Below are 26296 nucleotides of genomic sequence, written 5' to 3'. Positions count from 1 at the left end.
CGAACATACACCACGGGAAACCGGTTCCCAACCCACAGAATCGAGTGCTACGGTACCGCCGAGGAACCGGTTTCTCATCGGTTCCACACGGCGAACACATCGAGGTGATCGACGACATGTCCGTAGTGACGGAGCTACGCCGGACCGCCCGGTCCGCACGTGCCGAGAAGGGCGCGCCCACGCGGCGACCCCTCCGGCGCGGCGACGGGCGGAGCGCGGCGATCTTCCTCGCCCCCTGGTTCCTGGGCCTCGGTCTCATCACGATCGGCCCGATGATCGCGTCGGGCTACCTGTCCTTCACGGACTACAGCCTGCTCGCACCACCGAAGTGGATCGGCCTCGAGAACTACACGCGGATGTTCGAGGACCCCCGGCTGCTCAACTCCCTACGGGTCACGTTCACCTACGTGTTCACCGCGGTGCCGCTGCAGCTGATCGCCGCGCTCGCGCTGGCCCTGATCCTCGACCGCGGGCTGCGCGGACTGGCGTTCTACCGGTCGGTCCTCTACCTGCCCTCGCTCCTGGGCGGCTCGGTCGCCGTCGCCATCCTGTGGCGCCAGGTGTTCGGGGTCGACGGACTGGTGAACCAGTTCCTCGCGCTCTTCGGCATCGTCGGCAAGGGCTGGGTCTCGGACCCCGAGACCGCGCTGGGCACGCTCGTGCTCCTGCACGTGTGGACGTTCGGGGCGCCGATGATCATCTTCCTCGCCGGCCTCCGGCAGATCCCGGAGATGTACTACGAGGCCGCCGCGATCGACGGCGCGGGGGTGCTGCGCAAGTTCCGCAGCATCACGCTCCCGCTGCTCACGCCGATCATCTTCTTCAACCTGGTGCTCCAGGTGATCGGCGCCTTCCAGAGCTTCACGCAGGCCTTCGTCGTCTCCGGCGGCACGGGCGGCCCGGCCGACTCGACGATGTTCTACACGCTCTACCTCTACCAGAAGGGCTTCACGGCCTTCGACATGGGGTACGCGTCCGCCATGGCCTGGCTGCTCGTCTTCATCGTCGGCGTGATGACCGCGATCAACTTCTTCGCCTCCAAGTTCTGGGTCTTCTACGATGACTGAGGTCCACGTGCGCCCCACGCCCACCGACGCGCCCGGCCCCGCCCAGCGCATCTCCGCCCTGGCCGCCGACGCACCGCCGCCGCTACGCCTCCGCTCCCCGTGGCCGGCCCGCCGCCGCTCCGCGCTCAAGCACACAGGCCTCGTCGTGCTGTGCCTGCTGATGCTCTACCCGCTGATCTGGTTGCTGGTCAGCTCGTTCAAGCCCACCGACCTGATCTTCCGGGACGTGTCGCTGATCCCGTCCGACGTCGACTGGACCAACTACTCGGAGGGCTGGAACGCCCTGCAGTACCCGTTCGGCCGGTACCTGATGAACTCGGCGGTCATCGTGCTCGGCTCGCTGCTGGGCAACCTGGTCAGCTGCTCGATGGCGGCCTACGCCTTCGCCCGGCTGGAGTTCCGCGGCCGGCGGCTGTGGTTCGCGATCATGCTCGGCTCGATCATGCTGCCGATCCACGTGATCATCGTGCCGCAGTACATCCTGTTCGCCCGGCTGGACTGGATCAACACGTTCCTGCCGTTGATCGTGCCGAAGCTGCTGGCCACGGACGCGTTCTTCATCTTCCTCATGGTCCAGTTCTTCCGCGGGATCCCCCGGGAGCTGGACGAGGCCGCGCGGCTCGACGGCTGCGGGCACGGGCGGATCTACCTGCGGATCATGCTCCCGCTGTCGCTGCCGGCCCTGGCGACCACGGCGATCTTCACGTTCATCTGGACGTGGAACGACTTCTTCAGCCAGCTCATCTTCCTCACCCGACCGGACATGTACACCGCGCCGGTTGCACTTCGTACGTTCCTGGACTCCACGGGCGCGAGCTCGTGGGGCCCGATGTTCGCGATGTCGATCGTCTCGCTCGTCCCCGTCTTCCTCGCGTTCCTCTTCGGCCAGAAGTACCTGGTCAAGGGGATCGCGACGACGGGCATCAAGTAACACCGGCCCTCCCCTCCCGACAGCACAACGTCGTCCTCGTCATCCAAGGAGAATCCATGCGCCCCCGACCGTCCCTCCGCGTAGGTGCCCTGCTGGCCGTCGCGGCCCTGGCCCTGACCGCCTGCGCCGGCTCGTCCGGCTCGTCCGACGAGCCGGCGGCCACGCCCACGTCGTCCGGCCCGCCGGAGCCCGTCGAGATCCGCTTCTCGTGGTGGGGCTCGGACACCCGGCACGAGCTGACCCAGCAGGTGCTCGACAAGTTCACCGAGAAGTACCCGTACATCACGGTGGTCCCCGACTACACCGACTGGAACAGCTACTTCGACAAGCTGGGCACGTCCGTGGCCGGCGGCGACGCGCCGGACGTCATCACGCAGGAGGAGCGGTTCCTCAACGACTACGCCTCCCGCGGGGTGCTGGCGGACCTCAACGAGCTGGGCCTGGACACCTCGAAGATCGACGAGAACGTGCTGCAGTCCGGCACCATCGACGACAAGCTCTACGGCGTGGCCACGGGCGTCAACGCCTACGCGATCGTCGCCGACCCGGCGGCCTTCGCGGCGGCCGGCGTCGAGATGCCCGACGACTCCACCTGGACGTGGGACGACTACGTCGAGACCGCCGACAAGATCTCCGCCGCCACCGGCAAGTCCGTCTGGGGCGCGCAGGACTACGGGTTCAACGAGCCCGGGTTCTCGATCTTCGCCCGCCAGCGCGGGGAGTCGCTGTACACGAAGGACGGCAAGCTCGGGTACGACGACAAGACGCTCGCCGACTGGTGGCAGTACTCGCTCGACCTGCAGGCCGGCGGCGGTGAGCCCGACGCCGCGACGACGGTCGAGGTCGACGCCGGCGGTCCCGAGCAGTCGCTGGTCGGCACCGGCAAGGGGGCCATGGCGTGGTTCTGGACCAACCAGCTGACCGCCATCACCAACGCCTCCGGCAAGGAGCTCAAGCTGCTCCGCGTCCCCGGCGAGTCGGAGGAGGAGCGCACCGGCATGTACTTCAAGCCGGCCATGTTCTACTCCGTCGCGGCCAAGTCCGAGCACCCGAAGGAGGCCGCGCTGCTGGTCGACTTCCTGCTCAACGACGAGGCCGCCGGCGACATCCTGCTCTCCGACCGGGGCCTGCCCGCCAACACCGACGTCCGCGCCGCCGTGCAGTCGAAGTTCTCCGCGACCGACCAGCAGGCCGCCGACTTCCTGGCCGACCTCGAGGACGAGATCGTCGACGGACCCGCGGTCCCGCCCGTCGGCGCCGGCCAGGTCGCCGAGATCACCCGCCGCATCAACCAGGAGGTGCTGTTCGGCCGCATGACGCCGGCAGACGCCGCCAAGCAGTTCACGCTCGAGGTGGAGTCGGCCATCAGCTGACCCCATCACCAGCTGCCACGTCCGCGCTCCCGGGTTCCTCCCCCGGGAGCGCGGACGTTGCTGTGTGCCAGGCGGACGTCCGCACGTTCGAGCGTCCTCGCGACCGAATCTGCGGACGTTGCGTCGGTGTATCTCACCCGTTCCCGGCGACTCCTTCGTGGCACCCTCGACACCGGGGGTTGCCGCACGTGGAGGTGCGGCTCGCGGGACGAGAGGGACGTCGATGACCGAGCAGGTCCTCACCCGACGGGCGGTCGCGTTCGACCCGGTCACCCACGGCTTCGCGTTCCCCAACGCGTTCGTCAACGAGGTGCTCACGCTGCCCAACGGCGCGAAGATCACGACGGCGGGCCGCTGCGGCGGCATGGCGTACGCGGCCCTCGACTACTTCCTCGCCGGGCAGCCGGTCCCCCGCTGGCGCTCCGACCTGTGGGCGCCCGGACGGGTCCCGCCCGACAGCCACTGGCTCGCGCAGCTGTTCACGCAGCGCCTGCGCGACTCGTTCTTCACCGGGTCCGCCGCCAAGTTCGTCACGTGGTCCATGCACTCCGACGACGAGACGTGGGTGTTCAAGGGCGTCACGCGATGGACCAAGGAGGAGGAGCTCCCCCGGGTCATGCGGTCGATCGATGCCGGCCGCCCGGTCGTGCTCGGGCTCGTCGTCGCCCGCTCGCTGGCCGCCATCGGCGACAACCACCAGGTCATCGCGTACGGCTACGAGCAGGACCGGACCACCGGCCGCGCGACCGTGCAGATCCACGACAACAACACCCCCGGCAGGCCCGTGACCCTCACTTCCGACAGGGACCAGCACGACTGGACCGCCTCGAACGGCCACCGGTGGCGCGGCTTCTTCGTGCAGGACTACACGCCCAAGCGCCCGCGGGTCCTCACCACCCGCGCGCCCGAGGTCAAGGACCAGGTGTCCACCGGCGACACGGTCAAGCTCTCGCACGTATGGACCGGCCTCACGCTGCACTCGCACGACCGCTGGTACGTGCACCCTGGGTCCGACGGGCTGCAGCAGGTCACGGCCTTCGGCGGTGCCGACGACAACGACCGCTGGCTGCTGGTCGGCACCGCGGGGGCCCCGGCCGGCACGGACCTGCGCGACGGCTCGGTCGTCCGGCTGCGCCACGTCTCGACGGGCCGGTGGCTCCGCAGCGCGGCCGGGATCCCGTCGCCCCTCTCCCACCAGCAGGAGGTCAGCGCGACGGACACCGCCGACGCCGATGCCGACTGGCGGGTCGAGGTGATCGACGACCGCCCGTGGACGGCCGGCGCCCGCGTCCGTCTCGTGCACGTCGCGACGAACGCCGCGCTGCACTCCCACCACGCCTCCGACACCCGACTGACCGCCGGACAGCAGGAGGTCACGGCCTACGCCGAGCGCGACGTCAACGACTGGTGGACGGTGCTGGAGCTCAGCTGACGGTGCCGCGGAGCATCGGCAGGTCGGCCGGCCCGAAGGCGACGTTGAACCCGCCCTCCACCACCATGGCGTCGCCGGCGACCGTCGCCGTGGCCGTCACGACGAAGGGCGACTCGACGAACCGGAAGGTCAGCACGTAGGTGTCCGGGCTCGTCCACGCGCCGCTGACCAGGACGTCCTCGGCATCGCGCCGCCGCAGCGTCGTGCGGGTCAGCGCCGGCAGCGCGTGCCCGACCGAGACGATCACCGTCTCGTCCTCGTGGTCGACGGTGAGCCGGTCGTGGCTGTCGCCCACCTCGAGCACCGCGTTGCGGATGCCGAGCGTGTTCGGCTCGAAGTTGATGGTCCGCCCGCTCAGGCGGTCGCCGGTCGGGGTGGTCGGAGCACCGTGCGGCGGGTCGATGCGCAAGCCTTCCAGCCGCTCCGTCAGCAGCCGCCGGCCGGCGTGGTCGTCCGGCAGCGGCCCGTCCGCCAGACCGGGCAGCAGGTGCTCCCAGACCAGCGCGAGCTCGCCGTGCATCTCGCCGACGCCCGACGTGATCGCCACGACCACGTCCCGCGCGGGCAGCACCACGCAGAACTGCCCGAACGCGCCGTCGCCGCGGTAGCTGTCGTGCCGCCCGCGCCAGAACTGGTAGCCGTAGCCCTGCGCCCAGTCGATGTCCGGGTTGCCGTCGTTCGGCACCTGGTTCGCGGTCGCCTGCGCGGCCCACCCCTCGGGCAGCACCCGACGCCCGTCCCAGATCCCGTCCTGCAGGTAGAGCTGCCCGAGGACCGCGACGTCCTCCGTGGTCCCCGACATGCCGGTGCCGCCCGCGTCGATCCCCGTCGGTGACTGCAGCCACGTCGCACCCTCGATGCCGAGCGGCTCGAACAGCCGCGGGCCGAGGTAGTCGAGCAGCCGCTGCCCGGTCAGCTTCTGCACCAGGGCCGAGAGCATGTGCGTGCCCGCGGTGTTGTAGACGAAGAACGTGCCGGGCTCGTGCTCCACCGGCTCCGCGAGGAACGCGGCCACCCAGTCGTCCGTCTCCTGCACGCGCGGCGTCGGGTCCGTGTCGTGCCCGGCCGTCATCGTCAGCAGGTGGCGCACCCGCATGCGCCCGAGGTTCTCGCTCGGCGCGGCCGGCGCCGAGAAGTGGTCGAGCACCAGGTCGTCGACGGTGAGCAGCCCCTCCGCCACCGCGAACCCGACGGCCGTCGACGTGAAGCTCTTGCTCAGCGAGAAGAGCTCGTGCAGCCGGTCCGACGCGAACGGCGCCGCCCACCCCTCCGCGACCACGGCCCCGTGCCGCACGACCATCAGCGAGTGGAGCTCCGGCCAGGCCTCGAGGGCGTCGACCAGGCTGAGCAGAGCCCGAGGATCGACCCCCTGCTCCTCGGGCGTGGATCGGGGCAGTCGTCGAAGTCCTGGCATGCGCCCCACCCTGCCACCGGCGCCCGACAGCCGCGCGGAACCACACGCCCCGGGACGTCCGCACTCGATCGGCTCGGGACCCGAACGAGAGCGGACGCTGCGCAGGCTGTTCCCGCAACGTCCGCGCTCCGGCGGGTCCTGTGCCGCACGAGTGCGGACGTTGCGGGTCGAGGCCGACCCCGGACGCGACGAAGCCCCGGCCCGCCGAGCGGACCGGGGCTTCGTCGTGCGTGCGGTGTCAGCCCACCTGGGGCAGGGTGCCCGCGCCGCCGTCACTGACGGCGGGACCGGCCGCGGGCAGGTCGGTGCCCGAGGTCGGCGTGCCGTAGGACGACGCCGCACCGACGGCGACGGGCTCCGGCACCGTGGCGCCCTTGGGGACGCCGCGGAACGTGAACTCCCCGAGCAGGCCTTCGCCCTCGGCGTCCACGATCACCAGCTGGCCCGCCTTGAGCTCGCCGAACAGGATCTTCTCGGACAGCGCGTCCTCGATGTCCCGCTGGATCGCGCGGCGCAGCGGCCGAGCACCCAGGACCGGGTCGTAACCCTTCTCCGACAGCAGCTTCTTGGCCGCGGGCGTGATCTCGATGGCCATGTCCTTGTCCCGCAGGCGCTTGTCCAGCTTGGCGACCATGAGGTCGACGATCGCGAAGATCTCCGGCTGGGACAGCTGCGGGAACACGACCACGTCGTCGACGCGGTTGAGGAACTCAGGCCGGAAGTGCTGCTTGAGCTCGTCGTTGACCTTGGACTTCATGCGCTCGTACGACGTCGAGAGGTCCCCGCCGGCCTGGAAGCCGGTCATGAGGCCCTTGGCGATGTCCCGGGTGCCGAGGTTCGTGGTCATGATGATGACGGTGTTCTTGAAGTCGACCACCCGGCCCTGCGAGTCGGTCAGGCGACCGTCCTCGAGGATCTGCAGCAGCGAGTTGAAGATGTCCGCGTGCGCCTTCTCGACCTCGTCGAAGAGGACCACGGAGAACGGCTTGCGCCGCACCTTCTCGGTCAGCTGGCCGCCCTCGTCGTACCCGACGTAGCCGGGGGGCGAGCCGAACAGCCGCGAGACCGTGTGCTTCTCCGAGAACTCGGACATGTCGAGCTGGATGAGCGCGTCCTCGTCGCCGAACAGGAACTCCGCGAGCGCCTTGGCCAGCTCGGTCTTCCCGACGCCCGTGGGGCCGGCGAAGATGAACGACCCACCGGGACGCTTCGGGTCCTTGAGGCCCGCACGCGTGCGACGGATGGCCTGCGAGAGCGCCTTGATGGCGGCGTCCTGGCCGACGACCCGCTTGTGCAGGTTCTCCTCCATGTGGAGCAGGCGGCTGGACTCCTCCTCGGTGAGCTTGAACACCGGGATGCCCGTGGCGATCGCCAGCACCTCGGCGATGAGCTCCTCGTCCACCTCCGCGACCGCGTCGAGGTCGCCGGACTTCCAGGCCTTCTCCTTCTCCACGCGCTTGAGACCGAGCTGCTTCTCGGCGTCGCGGAGACGGGCTGCCTTCTCGAAGTCCTGCTCGTCGATCGCCGACTCCTTGTCGCGGCGCGTCTCGGCGATCTGCTCGTCGAGCTCGCGCAGCTCCGGGGGAGCCGTCATGCGGCGGATGCGCAGGCGGGCGCCGGCCTCGTCGACCAGGTCGATCGCCTTGTCCGGCAGGTAGCGGTCGTTGACGTACCGGTCCGCCAGGGTGGCGGCGGCGACCAGCGCGGCGTCCGTGATGGACACGCGGTGGTGGGCCTCGTACCGGTCGCGCAGACCCTTGAGGATCTCGATCGCGTGCTGCAGGTTGGGCTCGGCCACCTGGATCGGCTGGAAGCGACGCTCCAGGGCCGGGTCCTTCTCGACGTACTTGCGGTACTCGTCGAGCGTGGTGGCACCGATGGTCTGCAGCTCGCCGCGCGCCAGCATCGGCTTGAGGATGCTCGCGGCGTCGATGGCACCCTCGGCGGCACCCGCACCGACGAGGGTGTGGATCTCGTCGATGAACAGGATGATGTCGCCGCGCGTGCGGATCTCCTTGAGCACCTTCTTCAGGCGCTCCTCGAAGTCACCGCGGTAGCGGCTGCCGGCCACGAGTGCGCCCAGGTCCAGCGTGTAGAGCTGCTTGTCCTTGAGCGTCTCGGGCACGTCGCCGCGCACGATGTCCTGCGCGAGGCCCTCGACGACGGCGGTCTTGCCGACGCCGGGCTCCCCGATGAGGACCGGGTTGTTCTTGGTGCGGCGGGACAGCACCTGCATGACCCGCTCGATCTCCTTCTCGCGCCCGATCACCGGGTCGAGCTTGCCGTCGCGCGCAGCCTGCGTGAGGTTGCGGCCGAACTGGTCGAGGACGGCGCTGCCCGAGGGCTGGCCCTCCTGCGGACCGCCGGCGGCGACGGGCTCCTTGCCCTGGTAGCCGGAGACGAGCTGGATGACCTGCTGGCGCACGCGGTTGAGGTCCGCGCCGAGCTTGTTGAGGACCTGGGCGGCGACGCCCTCGCCCTCGCGGATCAGGCCGAGCAGGATGTGCTCGGTCCCGATGTAGTTGTGGCCCAGCTGCAGCGCCTCGCGCAGCGACAGCTCGAGCACCTTCTTGGCGCGCGGGGTGAAGGGGATGTGGCCCGACGGAGCCTGCTGGCCCTCGCCGATGATCTCCTGCACCTGGGCGCGGACGGCCTCGAGCGAGATGCCGAGCGACTCGAGGGCCTTGGCGGCGACGCCCTCACCCTCGTGGATCAGGCCCAGCAGGATGTGCTCCGTGCCGATGTAGTTGTGGTTGAGCATCCGTGCCTCTTCTTGGGCAAGGACGACCACGCGACGGGCTCGGTCCGTGAATCTCTCGAACATGTGCACTCCTCACGAGCTGCGTGCCCACCGATCCCCGGGCTGGCGCACCGGGGTTCTACGAGCGGCGTTGATCGATGCTAACGGCGGGGTGGTGCCTCGACTGCCCGTGTTCGCCGCAGGCGTGACGACGTCGCCGGGTTGCCCGGGGTCACCTATCGCCCAGCGCTCGACCAGCGCGACGGAGGGCGGACCCGTGAAGGTCGGCCCCGGGCATGCCCTCTACGCGCTCGCGCAGGGCGACTGGCCGCTGGGCGGCGAGGCGGGCTCACCCTCAGCGCCGAGCACGGGGCAGCTGTTCCGGGTCGGTCGGCACGGGTCGCTCGAGCTCATCGCGGACGGGCTCAACCAGCCCGTGTCGTTCCAGCTCATCCGCGGCACGGCCTACGTCACGCTCGGCGGGGAGGTGGGTCGACCTCCACGGTCACGGGCACTGACTCCACACGCGAAGGGTCGGGCCGCGGGCTCGGCCCTTCGTCGCGCCCAGGGACTCATGACAGACGCCCGCTGTTCACACACCCGAAATCGATCGCAGGTTGGGTGGTCCGCGCCGACGCACGGTGGCCGTAGCCTGGCGCAGCAGACGACCGCAAGGAGCCTGGATGACCTCGCCTGACCTCGTCGTACGCGCCCGCCGCGCCTGGATCGACGGTGCGCTGCGCCCGGCCGAGGTCCACGTGACCGACGGCGTCGTCACCGCGGTCGACGGCCCCGTGCCGCCCGGGGCGACGGTCGTCACGCTCGCCGACGACGAGGTCCTGCTCCCCGGCCTCGTCGACAGCCACGTCCACGTCAACGAGCCGGGCCGCACCCAATGGGAGGGCTTCACGTCCGCGACCCGGGCGGCCGCGGCGGGCGGAGTGACGACGCTCGTCGACATGCCCCTCAACTCGATCCCGCCCACGACGACGGTCGCCGCGCTCGACGCGAAGCGGTCCGCCACCGACGGCAAGCTCAGCGTCGACGTGGCGTTCTGGGGCGGCGCCGTGCCGGAGAACCTCGGCTCGCTCGGCCCCCTGCACGCCGCGGGCGTCCGGGGGTTCAAGGCGTTCCTCACGCCGTCGGGTGTCGACGAGTTCGGGTACCTCGACGCCGACCGCCTCGAGCTCGCGCTGGCCGAGGTCGCGGCGCTCGGCAGCGTGCTGATCGTGCACGCGGAGGACCCCGCCGACCTGCACGGCGACGGCGCCCTCGGGCCGCGGTACGCCGACTTCCTGGCCAGCCGCCCCGCCCTGAGCGAGCGGCACGCGATCGCCGGCGTCATCGACGCGATGCGACGCACGGGAGCCCGCGCCCACGTGCTGCACCTGTCCGACGCCGGGTCGCTCGACCTCATCCGCGCGGCGAAGGCCGAGGGCCTCCCGCTGACCGTCGAGACCTGCCCCCACTACCTGGCACTGCGGGCCGAGGACGTGCCCGATGCGGCGACGCAGTTCAAGTGCTGCCCGCCCATCCGCGACACTGCCAACCAGGACCTGCTGTGGGCCGCCGTGCTGGACGGCAGCATCGACGCGATCGTGTCCGACCACTCACCGTCCACCGCGGACCTCAAGAGCGCCGACTTCGGGCTCTCGTGGGGTGGCATCGCCGGCCTGCAGCTGGGCCTGTCGGTCGTGTGGACCGAGGCGCGCGCCCGTGGGATCCCGCTCGAGGCGCTGCTGCCGCTGTTCACCACCGGCCCGGCGCAGGTCGCCGGCCTGGACGGGCTCGGCGTGCTGGCGGTCGGGGCACCCGCACACCTCGTGGCGTTCGCGCCCGACGACGAGCGCGTGGTCGATGTGCACCGCCTCGAGCACCGCAACCCGGTCTCGCCGTACGACGGCGCGACCCTGGCCGGCACCGTCCGCACGGTGTGGCTGCACGGCTCGCCCGTGGTCGAGGGCGGCATCGTGACCTCCCCCGGGACCGGCCGTGTCCTCCTGCCGGAGGCCGCGCGTGCGTGAGCCCTCAGGCCTCGCGGTGCCGGTGGCCGAGACCGGCCGCGACGAGGGCGAGCACGCCCGCGAACAGCATGCCGACGCCCACACCCTGGTCGCCGCCCACGCGCAGCAGCAGCGCACCGACCCCCGCGCCCACCAGGATCAGCGCCACCGCCAGCGTGCGCCGCGCCCAGCCGTCGCCCGTGCCGCCCGCCAGCCGGCTGTCCGCCGCGAGCCCGGTGAGCGTGGACGTCACGACCACCGTGGTGACGTCCTTGACGGCCAGTCGGCGCGCGGTCGCGGCCTGCAGGCCCATGGCGACGGCGAGCAGGGCCGTGACGACGAGCGCCCAGGCGGTGCCCTGCTCGGGCGGGACCACGAGGGCGCCCACCCCGAGCGCGACCGCCAGCACCCCGGTCGCCGCGAACGTCATGCTCGTGCGGTGCGACCAGCCGGCCGGTGCCGTGCGCAGCACCCGGCCGCCGAGGGCCGCGCCGCCGAGGAAGCCGGCCAGAGCGAGCAACGGGCCGAGGATCGGCAGGTCGTCGGCACCCGCGAGCGCCATGCCGAGGATGACCACGTTGCCGGTCATGTTCGCGGTGAACACCCGGTCCAGCCCGAGGTAGCCGACGGCGTCGACGATGCCCGTCGTGAAGGTCAGTGCCAGCATGAGCACCAGGTGGCGGCGGGCGTCGTCCCATGTCTTCATCACGGCGTCATGGTGGGGGTGAGGGACCGATGAGCGCAACGCTGCAGCCGGGCACGGGCGCGATCCGGGCGGCCTACCTGCCGTCGACGCCGGCCACGGTGCTGTGGGGCCGGCTCCCGTGCGCGGCCGACGCACCCGTGCTGCGGGTCGCGGCCGGCAGCGAGGTCACCATCGACACGGTCAGCCACGAGGGCCTGCTCGACGACCAGGGCAGCGACCCGCTGGCGTTCTTCACCGGCCACGGGGTCGCCCCGCAGGACGTGCTGACCGACGCCGTCGAGATCGTCGGCACCCTGACGCGCTCCGCGCACGACGGCCCGCACGTGGTGACCGGCCCCATCCATGTCGAGGGTGCGCAGCCGGGCGACCTGCTGGTGATCACCGTGCTCGAGACCACGCCCCGCGTGCCGTACGGCGTGATCTCCAACCGGCACGGCCGTGGCGCGCTGCCGGGCGAGCTGCCGCGCGGGCCGGAGAACGTCTCCGTCTTCGCGACCGTCGGCGAACGCGACGGCGAGCTCGTCGGCCGCCTGCCGGCGGTCGAGGGCGGGGAGCGGCTCATCGAGTTCCCGCTCGCACCGTTCCTCGGGATCATGGGCGTCGCGGTGGCCGGCGACGAGCGTCCGCACTCCGTGCCGCCCGGTGCGCACGGCGGGAACATCGACATCAACCTGCTGCAGGTGGGCACGACGCTCTACCTGCCGGTGCAGGTGCCGGGCGCCCTCGCGTACGTGGGCGATCCCCACTTCGCGCAGGGCGACGGCGAGGTCGCGCTCACCGCCCTGGAGGCCTCGCTGCGGGTGACGCTGCGGTTCGACGTGGTCCCCGCGATCGAGGCGCTCGCGCGGTTCGGTCCGTTCGAGGGGCCGCTGGTCGAGACGCCGGACTACCTGGTCCCCACCGGGCTGGACAAGGACCTGACCGAGGCCGTCAAGAAGTGCGTCCGGGCCGCGCTCGCGCTCCTGCAGGCACGCTGGGGACTCGACGAGCACCTCGCGTACGCGTACCTGTCGGCGGCCACCGACATCGACATCTCGCAGGTGGTCGACCAGGTCTGCGGGGCCCACGCGCGCATCCGCAAAGCCGACTTCGAGAGGGTTCCGACGTGATCCCCGATGACCTGCAGGAGGCGTTCGACGCCTACGAGCGCGCGCTCGCGGACGACGACGTCGCGGCGCTCGACGACGCGTTCGCGCCCGGGCCGGAGACGATGCGCGGCGACAGCAGCGGCCTGCTCGTCGGGCACGACGCCATCAGCGCGTTCCGCGTCGCCCGCGGCGGCATCGCGCCCCGTGTGCTGGACCGCGTGGAGTCCCGCAGGCTCGCCGACGACTGCTGGCTGATCGTCGCGACCTCGCGCTACGAGGGCGGCGGGACGGGTCTGCACACCCAGGTGTGGCAGCTGGCCGACGGACGCTGGCGCATCACCGCCGCGCACGTCACCGGGCGCACGCCGAGCTTCGACCGGTCGGTGTGGCGGACGGTCGGCGACCCGCTCTACCAGGGCGCGTTCGAGGGTCCGCTGCTCGGGCTGCGCGTCGCGGTCAAGGACGTGTTCGCCGTCCGCGGCTACCGCGTCGGCGCCGGCAACCCGACCTGGCTGCGCGAGGCCGCCCGCGAGCGCGAGCACGCCCCCGTGGTGCTCGACCTGCTCAAGGGCGGGGCCTCGGTGCGCGGCCTGGCCCGGACCGACGAGCTCGCCTACTCGATCGCCGGCGCCAACCCGCACTACGGCACCCCGGCCAACGGAGCCGTGCCGGGCGCGCTGCCTGGCGGCTCGTCCAGCGGGCCCGCGACGGCGGTCGCGACCGGGCAGGCCGACGTCGGGCTGGCCAGCGACACCGCGGGGTCCATCCGAGTCCCCGCGTCGTACCAGGGCCTCTGGGGGCTACGGACCACCCACGGGCTGGTCCCGCGGCAGGGGATGGTGCCGCTCGCGCCGTCGTTCGACACGGTCGGCTGGCTGACCCGGGACGGCGCGACGCTGGAGGCCGTCGCCACCTGGTGCCTCGAGGACGACGCCCCGCTGCTGCCGGCCCGCCGGGTGGTGCCGGTCGAGGTCCTGCAGCTGGTGGAGCCGGCCACCCGGGAGGCGTTCGAGGCCTGGGCCGCGGGCACCGTCGACCAGATCGAGGTCGGCCCGCTCGACGAGTGGTTCGAGGCGTTCCGCGTGCTGCAGGCGGCCGAGGCGTGGCGCGCGCACGGCGCCTGGCTCACGGCGCACCCCGACGCGGTCGGCCCCGGCGTCCGCGAGCGGTTCGCGATCGCGAGCCAGGTGACGGCCGCGGACGAGGAGTCCGCCCGCGCCGAGGTCGAGCGGCTCGCTGAGGTGATCCGCGCGATCGTCGACGAGGCCGTCCTCGTGCTGCCGACCACGCCCGGCCCGGCCCCCGCCCGGACCGCGAGCGCCGAGGAGCTCGACCTCGTGCGCGCGGCGACCCTGCGGATGACGGCCCTGGCCGGCGTCGGCGGCCTGCCCGCCCTGTCCGTCCCCGCGCTGCGGTTCCCGTCGGCGCTCGGGCCGGCACCGGTCGGCGTCTGCTTCGTCGGCCCCCGCGGCACCGACCTGTCCCTCGTCCGCCACGCCCGCTCCCTGCGCCTAGCACGAACCGTTGGAGGCCCTGCATGACCGCCCCGGTCAACCCGCCACCCCGCCTGCTCATGGGCCCCGGGCCGGTCAACGCCGACCCGCGCGTGCTGCGGGCGCTGTCCACGCCGCTGATCGGCCAGTACGACCCCGTCATGACCGGGTACATGACCGAGACCATGGCGCTGTACCGCGAGGTCTTCGCGACGAGCAACGAGGCGACCCTGCTGGTGGACGGCACGTCTCGCGCGGGGATCGAAGCGGCGATCGTCTCGCTCGTGCGCCCCGGGCAGCGCGTTCTGGTCCCGGTGTTCGGCCGGTTCGGGCACCTGCTGGCGGAGATCGCGATGCGCGCGCAGGCCGAGGTGCACACCATCGAGGTGCCGTGGGGCCAGGTGTTCACCGCGGCGGCCGTCGAGGAGGCCATCGTCCGCGTCCGGCCGCACCTGCTCGCGATGGTGCAGGGCGACACGTCCACGACGATGAACCAGCCGCTGGACGAGCTGGGCGCGATCTGCCGGAAGCACGGGGTGCTGCTCTACGCCGACGCCACCGCGTCCCTGGGCGGCAACCCGTTCGAGATGGACGCGTGGGGCATCGACGCCGCGACCGCAGGCCTGCAGAAGTGCCTGTCCGGACCGTCGGGAAGCGCGCCGATCAGCCTGTCCGACCGCGCGGTCGACGTGATCCGCGGCCGCCGCCGCATCGAGGCCGGCATCCGGGAGGAGTCCGACGAGGACACCGGCGAGCCCGTGCACTCCAACTACTTCGACCTCGGCATGGTCCTCGACTACTGGGGTCCGCGGCGGCTCAACCACCACACCGAGGCGACGAGCATGCTCTACGCCGCGCGGGAGTGCGCCCGGATCATCCTCGAGGAGGGGCGGCAGGCCGTCATCGACCGGCACGGGCGGGCGGGGGCGGCGATGCTCGCGGGCGTCCGCGGCCTGGGCCTGCAGGTGTTCGGGGACGTCGCGCACAAGATGAACAACGTGGTCGCCGTCGAGATCCCGGACGGGGTGGACGGCGACGCCGCGCGAGGCGCGATGCTCCAGGACTTCGGCATCGAGATCGGCACGTCGTTCGGCCCGCTGCACGGCCGCGTCTGGCGCATCGGCACCATGGGCGCCAACGCCCGCCTGGACACCGTGCTGGTCACGCTGGCCGCCCTCGAGCAGGTGCTGCGCCGGGCGGGCGCGCGGGTACCGGCCGGCGGCGGGGTCGACGCCGCGTACGCCTCGTGGGCGGCCTGATGCTCGACGTCAGGACCGCGGCCCGACGGATCATGGCGCGCTGCGACGAGCTGGCCACCTACACGTCGATGACCGGCGGGATCGAGCGCGTCTACCTGTCCCCCGAGCACGCGCGTGTGAACCGGGTGGCCGCGCGCTGGATGCGCGAGGTGGGGCTGGACACGTGGCAGGACGCGGCCGGCAACCTCTGCGGGCACCTCGACGGCCAGGACCCGGAGGCGCCCTCCCTGCTGCTGGGCTCGCACCTCGACACGGTCCGCGACGCGGGCCGTTACGACGGCATCCTGGGCGTGCTCATGGCGATCGAGGTGGTCCGCGCGCTCAAGCCCCGGGCCGCGACCCTGCGGTTCGGGCTCGACGTCGTCGCGTTCTGGKACGAGGAGGGGGCCCGGTTCGGCACCGCCCTGCTCGGCAGCTCCGCGATGGCCGGGAAGTGGAACGAGTCGTGGTGGGACCTCACCGACGAGCACGGCACCTCGCTGCGCACCGCGTTCAGCGAGTTCGGCCTCGACCCCGGCCGCATCGGTGCGGCCGCGCGCTCACCCGAATCGCTGGCGGGGTACCTCGAGGCGCACATCGAGCAGGGTCCGGAGCTCGACGACGGCGGCGCCCCACTGGGCGTCGTGACCTCGATCGCAAGCGCCCGACGGTTCGCCGTGCAGATCGACGGCGAGGCCCGGCACGCCGGCGGCGCGCGGTACGAGAAGCGGCACGACGCGCTGCTCGGCGCCAGCGAGGTCGCGCTCGCGGTCGAGCGGCTGTGCCGGGCGGAGCACCACATCATCGGCACGGTCGGCCGCCTGGAGACGTTCCCGGGCGCGGTCAACGTCGTTCCCGGCGAGGCCCGGCTGACGGTCGACCTGCGCGGCGAGCACGACGACGACCGCGACCGGGTGTGGGGCTCCATCACCCGGGAGCTCGACGAGATCGCCGGCCGCCGGGGCCTGTCCTGGTCGGCGCGGGAGCTGCACGAGGCGCCCGCGGTCATGTGCGACGCCCTGCTGCAGGACGTCGTGCGGGCCGGGATCGAGGACACCGGCCGCCGGAACGTCCCCGCGCTGTTCAGCCGCGCGGGCCACGACGCGATGGCGATCGGGGCGGTCACCGGCGTCGGGATGCTCTTCCTGCGCAACCCTGACGGCATCAGCCACCACCCGGACGAGGGCGTGAGCCTGGCGGACGTCGAGACCGGCCTGCAGGCGCTGACCGCCACGGTCGAGCACCTGGCCCGCGAGGCCGCCTGAGAGGATCGCCCGGTGGAGCCCCTCGCCTTCGACCCCGTGCCCGACATCCGGCTGATCGCCGTCGACATGGACGGGTCGCTGCTCGACGACGAGAAGAAGATCCACGACGACTTCTGGCCGCTGCTGGACGAGCTGGACCGCCGCGGGATCCGCCTGTGCCCGGCGAGCGGTCGGCAGTACGCCACCCTGCGGCGCCAGTTCGGCCGCGACGAGCTGGTGTACATCGCGGAGAACGGCTCCTACGTCGTGCAGCACGACGAGGAGGTCAGCTCGGACGGCCTGTCCCTGGCCACGGCCCGGGCCGCGATCGAGGTCGTCCGCGCGGCGACCCACCTGGACCTCGGCATCGTCCTGTGCGGCAAGCGCTCCGCCCACGTCGAGCGCACCGACGACGCGTTCCTCGACCAGGCCACGCCGTACTACGCGAAGCTCGAGGTGGTCGACGACCTGCTCGCGGTCGAGGACGACGTGCTCAAGGTCGCCGTCTACGACTTCGGCTCGGCGGCCACCGGCGCGGGTCCGCTGCTGCAGCCGTTCGACGCCCTGGTCTCCGGTGAGCACTGGGTCGACGTCATGAGCCCGACCGCGGACAAGGGCCACGCCCTGCGCGCGGTCCAGACCGCCCTCGGCGTCAGCGCCGCGCAGACCATGGCGTTCGGCGACTACTTCAACGACATCGGCATGCTCGACGCCGCGTACTGGTCCTTCGCGATGGACAACGCGCACCCCGACGTCCGCGCGCACGCCCGCTTCGTCGCACCCGCCAACACGGAGAACGGCGTCGTCCGCACGATCAGCTCGGTGCTGGGGCTGTCGTGACCGCCGCGGGCCTGCTGCTCACCCCCGGCTTCGGCGGGAGCCGCACGAGCCCCGCGCTGGTCGCGGTCGAGAAGGCGGTCGCCCCGCTGCCCGTCCTGCGGGTCGACCTCCCCAAGACCGCGGCGCCCGCCATCGCCAGCGTCCGGGAGCAGGCGTCGGCGTTCGCGGCCTCCCTCGGGGTCGGCACCGAGTCCGTCGTGCTCGGCGGCCGCTCGTTCGGCGGCCGCATGTGCTCGATGGCCGTCGCCGCCGGCCTCCCCGCCGCCGGCCTGGTGCTCCTGTCCTATCCCCTGCACCCGCCCGGCAGGCCGACCACCCTGCGCATCGCGCACCTGGCCGACATCCGGGTGCCGGTCCTGGCCGTCTCGGGCTCCACGGACCCGTTCGGCTCGCCGGCGGAGCTGACCGAGCACCTGGCCGCGATCCCCGGCCCGGTCACCACCGTCTTCCTGCCGGGACCGCACCTGCCGACCAGCCAGGCCGCCGTGGCCGCGGCCGTCCGCGACTGGCTCGCGACGCTCTCGATCCTTGACTGAAACGCCCTCCCGAGCCCGGTCCGCCGCTCTACGCTCCGTCCGTGAGCACCCGCCGTCGCGCCACCTGGATCGCGGTCGCGGCCACGTTCGTGCTGGTGGCGACGCCGATCGTGTGGGTGCAGGGCGTCGGCCAGACCGAGGTGCGGGCCGCCGACGACGTGCGGCCGACGTCCGTCGCGCTCGTGCTCGGCGCCGGCCTCCGGCCCGACGGCAGTCCGTCGGTGTACCTCGCCCGTCGGCTCGAGGCGGCCCGGGAGCTGTACGCGCGCGGCGCGGTCGACGTCGTCCTGGTCAGCGGCGACAACGCCCGCACCGACCACGACGAGCCCACCGCGATGCTCGACTGGCTGGTCGCCCACGGCGTCCCGACGGACGACGTCGTCCGCGACCACGCCGGCTTCGACACCCACGACTCCTGCGTCCGCGCGCACGACGTGTTCGGGGTCGACGCCGCAGTCGTCGTGACGCAGGACTACCACCTGCGGCGGGCCCTGTTCTCCTGCACCGAGGCGGGGATCTCGGTGATCGGCGTGGGCGTCTCGTCCGCCTCCGTGCGGCCCGTGCAGGCGTTCACGTGGCGCGCCCGCGAGCTGCCGGCGTCGTGGCGAGCGGCGTGGGACGCGGTGACCGGCCGCGACCCCGTGTACCCCGGACCGCAGGAGACCGCCGTGCAGGACGCCCTCGCGCGCTGACGCCGGGTGCGACGATCGTGTCCGTGAACACCCTCACCACCCTGCGCGCCGCGTTCACGCGCGTGCCCGGCTACCTCGACGCCGCCACCTGCGGGCTGCCGGCGCGAGCGACCGCGGAGGCGATGCACGAGGCGATCGACATCTGGGCGGCGGGCAAGGCGGACCTCGCGGTCTACGACGAGGCGGTCGTGGCCTCCCGCGCGGCGTACGCGCGGCTCGTCGGGACCGATCCGTCGCGCGTGGCCATCGGCTCGCAGACGTCCGCCCTGGTCGGCGTCGTCGCGGCGACCGTGCCGGACGGCGCCGAGGTCCTCGTGGTCGACGGCGACTTCTCGTCGGTCGTCTTCCCGTTCCTCGCCCAGGCCGACCGGGGCGTCACGGTCCGGCACGCTGCGCTGGAGGAGCTGGCGTCGGCGATCCGGCCGACCACGCACACGGTCGCGTTCGCGCTGGTCCAGTCGCTCGACGGGCGGGTCGCGGACGTCGACGCGATCATCGCGGCGGCCACCGCCGCGGGCACCCGCACCCTCTGTGACGTCACGCAGGCCGCCGGCTGGCTGCCCGTCGACGCCGACCGGTTCGACGTCACCGTGTGCTCGGCCTACAAGTGGCTCTCGGCTCCGCGCGGCACCGCCTTCATGACCGTCCGGCCCGAGCTCCTCGCCGACCTGCGGCCCAGCAACGCCGGCTGGTACGCGGGCGAGGAGATCTGGTCGTCGGTCTACGGCCCCGGCATGGTCCTCGCGCGGGACGCCCGGCGGCTCGACGTCTCCCCCGCGTGGCTGTGCTGGGTGGGCGCGGTGCCGGTGCTCGAGGCCTTCGCCGACGCCGACGCCGAGCAGGTCCGGCGCCACGACGTGGGCCTGGCCGACATCTTCCGCGCGGGTCTCGGCCTGGAGCCGGGCGGCAGCGCGATCGTCGCGCTGCCCGACGACGCGGCGGGGACCCGACGAGCCCTCCTCGCCGCCGCCGGGACGCGCGCGGCCGGCCGGGGTGGCGGCGTCCGGCTGGCGTTCCACGTCTGGAACGACGCCRCCGACGTCGCCCAGGCTGTGGCTGCCCTGAGCAACTCCTGAGGGGAACCTGAGGGTCGATTCGGGGGTCTCCCTGATATCCCTGGGCCCGACGGCGCCGGAATCCTAGGATCACAGCAGCACCGGCACCGGCGCCCCGACGCGGTATCACCCGTCGCGCGAGCCGCCCCTCCCAGTCGTCGTCGACATCCCCACAGAGGAATCGCTATGTCTCACGTCGCCGGATGGATCACCCATCGCTACCTCAAGTTCGCCGTCATCGCCTTCTGGCTCGTCGTCGTCGCCCTGCTGGGTCCGCTCGCGGGCAAGCTCACGGGCGCGCAGGACAACGACGCCAAGTCCTGGCTCCCGTCCAACGCCGAGTCGACCGAGGTCCTCGACGTCGCCGGCAGCTTCGTGTCCGCCAACACCATCCCCGCCGTCATGGTCTACGCGCGCGCCTCGGGCCTGACCCCAGACGACCTCGCGGCGATCCAGGCCGACGCCCAGGAGTTCGGCACGCTCGACACCCTCGACGGGCAGGTCGTCGGCCCGATCCCGTCGGAGGACGGGCAGGCGGCGCAGATCATCGTCCCGCTCGACCTCGGCAAGGACGGCTGGAACCTCGCCGCCGACGCCGTCACGGACCTGCGGGCGACCGCCGAGGACGGCCCCGACGGGCTCGACGTCTACGTCACCGGCCCGGCCGGCTCGGCCGCCGACTCGTCGAAGGCGTTCGAGGGCGTCGACGGCACGCTGCTGTACGCGGCCGTCGCGGTCGTCATCGTCATCCTGCTCATCACCTACCGCAGTCCGATCCTCTGGCTGCTCCCCGTCATCTCCGCGGGCGTCGCGCTGACGGTCTCGCAGGCCGTCATCTACCTGCTGGCGGACAACTTCGACCTCACCGTCAACGCGCAGAGCGCCGGCATCCTCACGGTCCTGGTGTTCGGCGCGGGGACCGACTACGCGTTGCTGATCGTCGCGAGATACCGGGAAGAGCTCCGCAAGCACAGTGACCGGCACGAGGCCATGGCCCTGGCGCTGCACCGGGCCAGCCCGGCGATCATCGCGAGCGGTGCCACGGTCGCCATCAGCATGCTGTGCCTGCTCTTCGCCACGATGAACTCGACGGCGGGTCTCGGCCCGGTGGCCGCGGTGGGCATCGTGGTCGCCCTGCTCGTCATGCTCACGCTGCTGCCCGCGCTGCTGGTCACGTGCGGCCGGTGGATCTTCTGGCCGCGCACCCCGCGGCTCGGCGACGACGAGCCGTCCGTGCACGGCTTCTGGGCCCGGGTCGGCGGTCGCATCGAGCGCCGCCCGCGCGCCACGTGGGTCGGCACGTCCGCTGCCCTCGCCGTGGCGTGCCTCGGCATCGTCGCGCTCAACGCGACCGGCCTGACCACCGAGGAGTCGTTCAGCGGCGTCCAGCCGTCGATCGAGGGCGAGAAGGTGCTCTCGGCCCACTTCCCCGGCGGCGCCGGCTCGCCCGTCGCCGTCATCGCGAACGCGGACCAGGCCACCGAGGTCGGCTCCGTCTTCGCCGACGTCGAGGGCATCGACCCGACGAGCATCACCGAGCCCGTCCTCAAGGGCGACCTCGCGTACATCGAGGGCACCCTGACCTCGGCACCCGACAGCGACGACGCCTACGCCACGGTCGACCGGGTGCGCGACGCCGTGCACGCGGTGCCGGCGGCCGACGCGCTCGTCGGCGGGACCACGGCCGTCAACCTCGACGTCCAGCGCGCCTCGTCGGCGGACAACAGGCTGATCATCCCGATCATCCTGCTGGTCGTCTTCGTCATCCTGATGATCCTGCTGCGGGCGGTGGTCGCCCCGCTCGTGCTCGTCGGCACCGTCGTGCTCTCGTTCGGCGCCGCCATCGGCATCAGTGCGCTCGTGTTCAAGTACGCCTTCGGCTACGCCGGGGCCGATACGTCGTTCCCGCTCTTCGTCTTCGTGTTCCTGGTCGCGCTGGGGATCGACTACAACATCTTCCTCATGACCCGGGTGCGGGAGGAGGCGCTGCGCATCGGGCACCACCGCGGCTCGCTGGTGGGCCTCGCGGCCACAGGCGGGGTCATCACCTCGGCCGGCCTGGTGCTCGCGGGCACGTTCGCGGTGCTCGGCACCCTGCCCCTGGTGGCGTTCGCCGAGATCGGGTTCGCGGTCGCGTTCGGCGTGCTCCTCGACACGCTCGTGGTCCGGTCCGTGCTGGTCACAGCGCTGAACCTCGACATCGGCAAGACCATGTGGTGGCCCAGCGCGCTGAGCAAGCGGGCCGAGCCTGTGCCCGCAGAGCAGCAGGTTTCCGTCCCGGTCGGCTGATCGGCACGCGAGATGCCCGGATCGTCCAGACGATCCGGGCATCTCGGGATAGCGTCTGCGCAGGGCCCTTTGCCGGGGCCCTCGCAGGCCCCCCGCGCGCCAGGAGCTGACGTGACCGAGATCGCTGAGACCCAGACCCCCACCGCGCCCGCCACCAGGTGGTGGGCGCTCGACCCGGAGGCCGCGACCGCGGAGCTCGTCACCGATCCTTCGACAGGGCTGTCCGCCGCCGAGGTCTCGGCCCGGCGCGACCGGTACGGCTCGAACACGTTGACCGCGCAGGCCGCACCGTCCGTGTGGTCCGTGGTCTTCCAGCAGCTGCGCGACCCGATGAACATCATGCTCATCGCCGTCGCGGCCGTGAGCGCGGCCATCGGGCAGGGGTCGACCGCGCTCATCGTCGGCTTCCTGGTGGTGATCAACGTCGTCATCGGCGCCCGCCAGGAGATGCTCGCGCGCAAGAGCGTCGACGCGCTGGCGACGATGCAGGAGCCGCAGTCCCGGGTGCGGCGGGACGGTGCCCTGGTGCAGATCCCCGCCCACGAGCTGGTGCCCGGCGACATCGTCGAGCTCGAGGCCGGCGACATCGTGCCCGCCGACGGCCGGCTGCTGCGGACGGCCACGATGGAGACGCAGGAAGCGGCGCTGACCGGCGAGAGCACCCCCATCGGCAAGGACGTGATCACGCTCGCCGACGAAGAGGTCCCGCTCGGCGACCGCGCCAACATGGCGTTCCAGAACACGTCGGTCACCCGCGGCACCGGCACGATGCTCGTCACCGCGACGGGCATGACGACGCAGATCGGCACCATCGCCACGCTGCTGTCGTCGGTGGAGAAGACGAAGTCGCCGCTGCAGCGCGAGCTCGACAAGCTGACCAAGGTGCTCGGGGTCATCGCGTGGAGTGCGGTCGCGGTCATCGTGCTCATCGGCGTCCTGCGCGGCCAGTCGGCGAGCGACCTGCTGTTCCTCGCGACGGCGGTCGCCATCTCCGCGATCCCGACCGGTCTCCCCACGTTCGTGCAGGCGATGCTCGCCTACGGCGCCCGCCAGCTGGCCGACGCGAAGGCGGTCGTCGCCAACCTCAACGACGTCGAGACGCTCGGGGCGACCAGCTCGATCAACTCCGACAAGACGGGGACCCTGACTCTCAACGAGATGACGGTGACCGCGCTGTACACGATCGGTCAGCACTTCACCGTCGAGGGCAGCGGCTACGCGAAGACGGGCAAGATCCTCCAGACCGCCGGCGCTGCCGTGCCGGACCTGACGCCGCTCGCGTACGGCCTGTGCCTGGCCAGCGACGCGACGGTGTCCGATGACGGTGCCGTCATCGGCGACCCGACCGAGGCCGCACTCGTGGTGCTCGCCGCCAAGCTGGGGATCGACGCGGAGGAGAGCCGCCGGACGTACCCCCGCGTCGCGGAGGTGCCGTTCGACTCGGCGTACAAGTTCATGGCGACGGCCCACTGGCTGCCCTGGCGTGGCGACCGGTCTCTCGTCGAGGTGGTCAAGGGCGGACCGGACGTCGTGCTGCAACGCTGCACGCACGCCCTCGCGGGTCCCGGCCAGACCGTCCCGCTGGAGGACATGCGCGCCGACATCGAGGCGGAGATGGAGCGGCTCGCCGAGCAGGGTCTGCGCACTCTCGCCTTCGCGACGCGGTTCCTCACGCCGGCCGACGAGGCGCCCCTGGTCGCCGACCCGATGTCCTACGTCGAGGAGCTGGTGTTCGTCGGGCTGGTCGGCATCGTCGACCCGCTGCGGCCGACCGCCAAGGTGGCCGTCGAGATCGCCCTGAAGGCCGGCATCGAGGTCCGCATGATCACCGGCGACCACGCGGTGACCGCGAGCGCGATCGGCAAGCAGCTGGGCCTCGGCCCGGGAGCGATCAGCGGACCCGAGCTGGCCAGCCTCACGGACGAGGAGCTGCTGGAGCGGCTGCCGAACCTGCACGTGTTCGGCCGGGTCACCCCGGAGGACAAGCTCCGGCTGGTCCAGCTCATGCAGCGCCAGGGCCTGGTGGTCGCCATGACAGGCGACGCCGTCAACGATGCCGCCGCGATCAAGCAGGCCGACATCGGTGTCGCGATGGGCTCCGGCAGCGAGGTCACCAAGCAGGCGGCCCGACTGGTGCTCACCGACGACAACTTCAGCACCCTGGTGCACGCGGTCGAGCTGGGGCGCAGCATCTACCAGAAGATCACCGCGTACATCCGCTTCCAGATGAGCCAGCTGATCGGGCTCGTGGTCCTGTTCCTGGCGGCCAGCATCTTCGACATCGCCGACGGCGTCGCGATGACCCCGATGATGGTGCTGTTCCTCAACTTCTTCGTCGCCGTGTTCCCGGTGATCGCGATCATGCTCGACCCGGTCGGCCCCGGGATCATGGACCGGGTGCCGCGCGACCCGAAGATCGGCATCAGCAACGGCTACGCCGTTCGCCGCTGGATCCTCTACGGCCTGGTCCTGTGCATCTCCTCGGGCATCCCGCTGGTGTTCGGCCCGGACACCCCGGCCGCCGACACCCCGACGGCGTCGATGACGATGGCGTTCGTGGTCATGGGCCTCGGCTCGGTCCTGTCCGGGCTGGTCCTGCGGCGCGAGCCGGAGTCGGGCCTCGCCGCCCCCCTGCTGACGGCGGTGAAGGTGCTCTCGGCCCCGGTGATCCTCGTCGTGCTGGCGACCGAGCTGGACTTCCTGCAGGGGTGGCTCACGACCCAGTCGCTGTCCGGTGGGCAGTGGCTGGCCTGCCTGGGCCTCGCGCTGCTGCTGCCGGTCGTCGCGGAGCTCGACAAGCTGGTCAAGCGACGCCGCGCCGCCGCACCCGTCGTCCTGAACACGCAGGAGACGGTGAGCCCGGTGCGCGCCCGGGTGTGAGCCGCCGGACGTAGGAGGTCGTAGTCCCGGAACCGCACGGCGACGCCCGCCGTGCGGTTCCGGCGTCCTGCGGGCGCTAACGGCCGTTCAGCGCCGTCCTGAAGGCCTCCAGGGCGTCCACGGAGAAGAGCACGAACCGCACGAGCTCGACGCCGTCCGGCCGCGGGTGTCCGTCGGACCAGCCCGCGTCGGCCCCTTCCCGCCAGGCACGCACCGTCCGGACGGCGATCTGCGCGACGTCGCCGACGGCCCACCCGTACACCCCCGCGCTCACGGCCGGGAACGCGATGCTCGACGCGCCGAGCTCGACCGCCAGCTCGAGGGGCCGCGCGAAGCACGACGAGAGCAGGACGGGGTCGGTCTGGCCCGCGTGCCGGTTCGGCCCGACGGTGTGCACGACCCACCGCGCCGGCAGCCGGAACCCCGGCGTCGCGACGGCGTCACCCACGGGCAACCCGTCGGGCAGCGTGGTCCGTCGCAGCTCCCGGCAGGCGGCGAGCAGCTCGGGGCCGGCGGCCGCATGGATCGCTCCGTCGACGCCGCCGCCGCCGAGCAAGGAGGAGTTCGCGGCGTTGACGATGACGTCGACGTCCTGCGTGGTGATGTCGCCCTGGACGGCTTCGATGCGCATGAGGCAATCATCCGGGGTCGGACGCAGCAAGGCCCCTCGGACGCTTACTCCGAGGGGCCTTCGCTGGTTCAAGGGTACGGGGAGCCTCGCGCGGACGGGTGAACGACACACGGCCCGTCCACAAATTCTGTCCACAGCCCTGTGTTAACTGGATGTTTCCGCAGGTGAACCTGTGGACAAGGGTGTGGGGAAACCGGTGGACAAAGAAAGCTCCTGGAAGCCCTTGTGGCCCCTTCTCGAACAGGACTAGAAATCTCACATCGAGATCGACAGATCGAGAACCGCAGGTGAAGGACCCCGCCAGGGATGATTGAAACCGCAGGTCAGGTGGCCTCTTAGGAGATCACCGGATCGAGGTGGAGGTCAGTTCGGGAGGGCCGGAACCTCGACGCACGGAGCCCTCCGGGGCCTCCGCGCAGGCGGCGCAGAACGCCCTTCGGGGAGGTGGCGCCGGCGTGGACAGGCTGTGGATGTCGGGCCGACCGGAGAACGGACGACCACATCGTCGTGGCAACACGGCGACCCGCGGATGACGCCGCGGGGGTCGCTACGGACCGGGCGGTTGCTCGCAGTCGTCCCGCCCGTGGCGGGCCGCAGGTGCTGGACGCCCTCCGGGGTCGACGGCACCGGTGGCGCACCGGGTG

At 72.0% G+C, this 26296-nt stretch carries 19 protein-coding genes; 15 read left to right on the top strand and 4 right to left on the bottom strand.

What is annotated here, in order from left to right; genetic code table 11:
* Positions 1-116 precede the first annotated feature (116 nt).
* The 4 genes from ACXJKA_RS01705 (at position 117) to ACXJKA_RS01690 (ending at position 4803) form a co-directional block, all read left to right on the top strand.
* Positions 117-1067, top strand: coding sequence for a carbohydrate ABC transporter permease (locus ACXJKA_RS01705; RefSeq protein ID WP_456823433.1), 951 nt, complete (start codon positions 117-119; stop codon positions 1065-1067).
* A complete protein-coding gene (locus ACXJKA_RS01700) occupies positions 1060-1998 on the top strand; it encodes a carbohydrate ABC transporter permease (RefSeq protein WP_456823432.1) in 939 nt (312 codons plus the stop codon). Before ACXJKA_RS01705 ends, ACXJKA_RS01700 begins: the two co-directional genes overlap by 8 nt.
* Before the next feature lie 56 nt (positions 1999-2054).
* Positions 2055-3371, top strand: a complete 1317-nt coding sequence (locus tag ACXJKA_RS01695) for an ABC transporter substrate-binding protein (RefSeq protein WP_456823431.1) — start codon at positions 2055-2057, stop codon at positions 3369-3371.
* Between the two features lie 223 nt (positions 3372-3594).
* Complete coding sequence (locus tag ACXJKA_RS01690; protein ID WP_456823430.1) at positions 3595-4803, top strand: MIR domain-containing protein; 1209 nt, start codon at positions 3595-3597, stop codon at positions 4801-4803.
* Here the strand turns inward: ACXJKA_RS01690 and ACXJKA_RS01685 are convergent.
* Both ACXJKA_RS01685 and ACXJKA_RS01680 read right to left on the bottom strand, forming a co-directional pair.
* Positions 4796-6217, bottom strand: a complete 1422-nt coding sequence (locus ACXJKA_RS01685) for a serine hydrolase domain-containing protein (protein ID WP_456823429.1) — start codon at positions 6215-6217, stop codon at positions 4796-4798. The genes ACXJKA_RS01690 and ACXJKA_RS01685 overlap by 8 nt on opposite strands.
* Positions 6218-6455: 238 nt before the next feature.
* Complete coding sequence (locus ACXJKA_RS01680; protein ID WP_456823428.1) at positions 6456-9041, bottom strand: ATP-dependent Clp protease ATP-binding subunit; 2586 nt, start codon at positions 9039-9041, stop codon at positions 6456-6458.
* A 599-nt stretch (positions 9042-9640) separates the two neighbouring features.
* On the opposite strand from ACXJKA_RS01680, the gene allB reads away from it, so the two are divergent.
* Positions 9641-10981 (top strand): allantoinase AllB, encoded by a 1341-nt coding sequence (gene allB / locus ACXJKA_RS01675; protein ID WP_456823427.1) that lies wholly within the window; start codon positions 9641-9643, stop codon positions 10979-10981.
* 4 nt (positions 10982-10985) lie between these two features.
* On the opposite strand, the gene ACXJKA_RS01670 is transcribed toward allB, so the two are convergent.
* Entirely contained in the window at positions 10986-11666 is a 681-nt protein-coding gene (locus tag ACXJKA_RS01670) for a YoaK family protein (protein ID WP_456823663.1), read from the bottom strand.
* A 29-nt stretch (positions 11667-11695) separates the two neighbouring features.
* Here ACXJKA_RS01670 and ACXJKA_RS01665 point away from each other — a divergent pair, with 29 nt between their 5' ends.
* From ACXJKA_RS01665 to ACXJKA_RS01620, 10 genes are all read left to right on the top strand, one after another.
* On the top strand, positions 11696-12775 hold the full coding sequence (locus tag ACXJKA_RS01665) for an acetamidase/formamidase family protein (RefSeq protein ID WP_456823426.1): 1080 nt from the start codon (positions 11696-11698) through the stop codon (positions 12773-12775).
* Entirely contained in the window at positions 12772-14295 is a 1524-nt protein-coding gene (locus tag ACXJKA_RS01660; protein WP_456823425.1) for an AtzH-like domain-containing protein, read from the top strand. Before ACXJKA_RS01665 ends, ACXJKA_RS01660 begins: the two co-directional genes overlap by 4 nt.
* Positions 14292-15506: a pyridoxal-phosphate-dependent aminotransferase family protein gene (locus tag ACXJKA_RS01655; RefSeq protein WP_456823424.1), complete on the top strand. Its 1215-nt coding sequence runs from the start codon at positions 14292-14294 to the stop codon at positions 15504-15506. Before ACXJKA_RS01660 ends, ACXJKA_RS01655 begins: the two co-directional genes overlap by 4 nt.
* Complete coding sequence (locus tag ACXJKA_RS01650) at positions 15506-16750, top strand: allantoate amidohydrolase (RefSeq protein WP_456823423.1); 1245 nt, start codon at positions 15506-15508, stop codon at positions 16748-16750. The genes ACXJKA_RS01655 and ACXJKA_RS01650 overlap by 1 nt, the downstream gene beginning before the upstream one ends.
* A gap of 12 nt (positions 16751-16762) precedes the next feature.
* Complete coding sequence (locus tag ACXJKA_RS01645; RefSeq protein WP_456823422.1) at positions 16763-17569, top strand: Cof-type HAD-IIB family hydrolase; 807 nt, start codon at positions 16763-16765, stop codon at positions 17567-17569.
* Positions 17566-18105 carry an alpha/beta hydrolase family protein gene (locus ACXJKA_RS01640; RefSeq protein WP_456823421.1) on the top strand — a complete coding sequence of 180 codons (540 nt, stop codon included), beginning with the start codon at positions 17566-17568 and terminating at the stop codon, positions 18103-18105. Before ACXJKA_RS01645 ends, ACXJKA_RS01640 begins: the two co-directional genes overlap by 4 nt.
* Before the next feature lie 41 nt (positions 18106-18146).
* Entirely contained in the window at positions 18147-18797 is a 651-nt protein-coding gene (locus ACXJKA_RS01635) for a SanA/YdcF family protein (RefSeq protein ID WP_456823420.1), read from the top strand.
* A gap of 23 nt (positions 18798-18820) precedes the next feature.
* Positions 18821-19873, top strand: coding sequence for an aminotransferase class V-fold PLP-dependent enzyme (locus ACXJKA_RS01630; protein ID WP_456823419.1), 1053 nt, complete (start codon positions 18821-18823; stop codon positions 19871-19873).
* Positions 19874-20038: 165 nt separating this feature from the next.
* Positions 20039-22141, top strand: coding sequence for an MMPL family transporter (locus tag ACXJKA_RS01625; protein ID WP_456823418.1), 2103 nt, complete (start codon positions 20039-20041; stop codon positions 22139-22141).
* 111 nt (positions 22142-22252) lie between these two features.
* Complete coding sequence (locus ACXJKA_RS01620) at positions 22253-25021, top strand: cation-translocating P-type ATPase (protein ID WP_456823417.1); 2769 nt, start codon at positions 22253-22255, stop codon at positions 25019-25021.
* Between the two features lie 76 nt (positions 25022-25097).
* On the opposite strand, the gene ACXJKA_RS01615 is transcribed toward ACXJKA_RS01620, so the two are convergent.
* Complete coding sequence (locus tag ACXJKA_RS01615; RefSeq protein WP_456823416.1) at positions 25098-25652, bottom strand: O-acetyl-ADP-ribose deacetylase; 555 nt, start codon at positions 25650-25652, stop codon at positions 25098-25100.
* Between the last annotated feature and the right edge of the window lie 644 nt (positions 25653-26296).

The organism is Cellulomonas sp. P5_E12 (assembly GCF_054049315.1).
This window is presented reverse-complemented; position numbering and strand designations above follow the sequence as displayed.

Excerpts from the sequence above, each read along its gene's own strand:
- ACXJKA_RS01705 (WP_456823433.1), top strand. The coding sequence starts at position 117 with ATGTCCGTAGTGACGGAGCTACGCCGGACCGCCCGGTCCGCACGTGCC.
- ACXJKA_RS01700 (WP_456823432.1), top strand. The coding sequence starts at position 1,060 with ATGACTGAGGTCCACGTGCGCCCCACGCCCACCGACGCGCCCGGCCCC.
- ACXJKA_RS01695 (WP_456823431.1), top strand. The coding sequence starts at position 2,055 with ATGCGCCCCCGACCGTCCCTCCGCGTAGGTGCCCTGCTGGCCGTCGCG.
- ACXJKA_RS01690 (WP_456823430.1), top strand. The coding sequence starts at position 3,595 with ATGACCGAGCAGGTCCTCACCCGACGGGCGGTCGCGTTCGACCCGGTC.
- ACXJKA_RS01685 (WP_456823429.1), bottom strand. The coding sequence starts at position 6,217 with ATGCCAGGACTTCGACGACTGCCCCGATCCACGCCCGAGGAGCAGGGG.
- ACXJKA_RS01680 (WP_456823428.1), bottom strand. The coding sequence starts at position 9,041 with ATGTTCGAGAGATTCACGGACCGAGCCCGTCGCGTGGTCGTCCTTGCC.
- allB (WP_456823427.1), top strand. The coding sequence starts at position 9,641 with ATGACCTCGCCTGACCTCGTCGTACGCGCCCGCCGCGCCTGGATCGAC.
- ACXJKA_RS01670 (WP_456823663.1), bottom strand. The coding sequence starts at position 11,666 with ATGAAGACATGGGACGACGCCCGCCGCCACCTGGTGCTCATGCTGGCA.
- ACXJKA_RS01665 (WP_456823426.1), top strand. The coding sequence starts at position 11,696 with ATGAGCGCAACGCTGCAGCCGGGCACGGGCGCGATCCGGGCGGCCTAC.
- ACXJKA_RS01655 (WP_456823424.1), top strand. The coding sequence starts at position 14,292 with ATGACCGCCCCGGTCAACCCGCCACCCCGCCTGCTCATGGGCCCCGGG.
- ACXJKA_RS01625 (WP_456823418.1), top strand. The coding sequence starts at position 20,039 with ATGTCTCACGTCGCCGGATGGATCACCCATCGCTACCTCAAGTTCGCC.
- ACXJKA_RS01615 (WP_456823416.1), bottom strand. The coding sequence starts at position 25,652 with ATGCGCATCGAAGCCGTCCAGGGCGACATCACCACGCAGGACGTCGAC.